The 2419-nt window shown below is 65.2% G+C and carries 2 protein-coding genes; both read right to left on the bottom strand.

Annotated elements, in window-relative coordinates:
* Positions 1-150: 150 nt before the first annotated feature.
* On the bottom strand, positions 151-885 hold the full coding sequence (gene istB, locus PSV05_RS11935) for an IS21-like element helper ATPase IstB (protein ID WP_300065516.1): 735 nt from the start codon (positions 883-885) through the stop codon (positions 151-153).
* 11 nt (positions 886-896) lie between these two features.
* Positions 897-2419: IS21 family transposase (gene istA, locus PSV05_RS11930; protein WP_300065514.1), on the bottom strand; the 1523-nt coding region annotated here is incomplete at its 5' end.

The raw sequence follows: 2419 nt of genomic DNA, 5'->3' as shown, positions 1-2419 counted from the left end.
TGCGGATTCCGACGAAGTCGGCCGGGTATCCCGAAGTTGAGTCGGCCACTCATTCCAACTTGATCGCGGCCACCGTTCCAAGCTCATCGCGGCCAGGTGGCGTCGTCTCGTCAGGTCAGTTTTGGTGATGTCACGGCAATGTGCCTGGGGTCAAGCGGCGGCACGCTGCTTGCGCAGGCTTTCGCCCTTAAGTTCGATACGGTAGGCGCTGTGGACGAGGCGATCGAGGATGGCGTCGGCCAGTGTGGGGTCGCCCACGGTCTCGTACCAGCGTTCGATCGGCACCTGGCTGGTGATGATCAGCGAGCCGCGATCGTAGCGGTCGTCGACGATCTCCAGCAGGTCGCGCCGTTGCTCGGCCGTCAGCGGTTCCGGCCCCCAGTCGTCCAGGATCAGCAGATCGACGCGGGTGAGTTGGCGCATCAGCCGGGCGTATCGGCCATCACCGCGAGCCAGCGCCAGGGCGGCGAACAGCCGCGAGCTGCGCTGATAGAGAACCGATAAATTCTCGCGGCACGCCTTGTCGCCGAGCGCGCACGCCAACCACGATTTGCCGACGCCGCAAGGCCCGGTGATCAGGCAGTGGCGGTGCTCGCGGATCCAGTCGCAGCTGGCCAGCCGCAGGAACAGCGTCCGGTCGAGCCCGCGGGCGGCCTTGTAGTTGACGTCCTCCATCGAGGCCGCCTGCCGCAGTTTGGCAGTCCGCGTGCGGGCCTCGAAGCGCTTTTGCTGACGCAGGGTGACCTCCTGTTCCAGCAGCAGGCCCAGCCATTCGGCGTGGTCCAGCCCTCGGCTCTCGGTATTGGCCGCCAGATCGCGGAAGCCCTTGACCATCCCTTCAAGGCCAAGCTCGTGCAGACGTTCGAGTATCGGGTGATGCAGCAATTGCTTTCTCCTCAGTGGAAGTAGCCGGAGCCGCGGATGTTGGCGTGCACAATGGGCGTGCCGTCCGCGGCTTGCGGCGACGCCTTGCGGTCGAGCCCGTGCTTCAGGATTGACGCCACGCTCTGGTAGGAGCGCGCCCCGATCTCGAGCGCATAGATGCAGACGGCTTCTGCCCGGGCGGCCTCGATGCCGCGGAACAGGCGCAGTACCCCGACACACGTCCGGAAGCCCTGCTCCGGATGGGGGCGGTGGGCTAGCACGGTGATGATCAGCGCCTCGGTGTTGGGCCCGATGGCCCGCGCCTGGCGTTGGAACCGCTCGGGGCTCCATTCGGCGTATCGACGATGGGCGCTGGGCATGTGGTCCGGTTGCGTGCCATGCCGCGGACCGCCGTAGCGACGGGCATGCGCCGCCACCAGCTTGCCACGGTGGAACACCTCGACCGTGCGCACGGTGGCCCGTGTGTCGACCTGCTCGCGGATCAGCCCGTGCGGCACGGAGTAGAAAAAGCCAGCGACCTCGACGTGGTAGTCGATGCCCACGCGGGCAAGGTGCCAATCGGCGTATTCGTAGTCGTGGTCTGGCAAGGACTGCATGGCGGGTCGCTCGACAGCATCGAACAACTGACGCCGGCTGACCCCCAGACGGCGCATCTCGCGCCCGTTCATGCGCTCGATCGCCGCCGTGATCGCGGTGTTGCACTCAGCCAGTGAGAAGAAGGTGACGTTGCGCAGCCGCCCAAGAATATAGAACTGGGCGAACTTTACCGCCGCCTCGACCGAAGCCTTGTCCTTTGGCTTTCTCGATCTGGCCGGTACCACGCCGACCCGGTAATGCGCCGCCATGGCCCCATAGGTCCGGTTGACCTCAAGGTCATAGAACGAGGCCTTGTTGACGCCGCTCTTGAGGTTGTCGGGCACCAGCAGACGGGGCGCCGCGCCATAGAAACGGAACATCCGTACGTGAGCCCCGATCCAGTCCGGCAGCCTCTGCGTCCACGTCGCTTCCGCGTATGTCAGGTTCGACGCCCCCAGCACGGCCACGAAGATCTCCGCCAGGTGAACCTCGCCGGTGACCGGATCGACAATCGGGACACGCTTGCCAGAGTAGTCGACGAAAGCTTTGTGCCCAGCCACGTGGGTCTGCCGCATGGTTGGCGACAGACGACGCTCGAAGGCGCGATACAGCTCGCAGAACCGACTGTAGCCATACCCTTCCGGGTGAACCGCCTGATATTCCTCCCACAGGATCATCAGGCTCATCCCCGGGCGCCTCATTTCCCGTACCAGGGACGCCCAGTCCGGCTCGGTGTAGCGGCGCACACCCAGCTTGAAGCTTGCCGGCGGGAACAGACGCTCCTCCAGCATCTCGTTCGTCATATCCGCAGGCAGTGGCCAGACAAGATCCGTCGCCGTTACTCTTGCAAGGTAGCCTTGTACCGTGCTGCGCCCGACGCCCAGCTCGCGCGCGATCGCGCGGGCGCTCGCATGGACTTCGAAATGCAGCTGCAAAATCTGTCGTATCCGCCGCATGG

Source organism: Thermomonas sp. (genome assembly GCF_029945965.1).
Taxonomy (GTDB): Bacteria; Pseudomonadota; Gammaproteobacteria; order Xanthomonadales; family Xanthomonadaceae; genus Thermomonas.
This window is presented reverse-complemented; position numbering and strand designations above follow the sequence as displayed.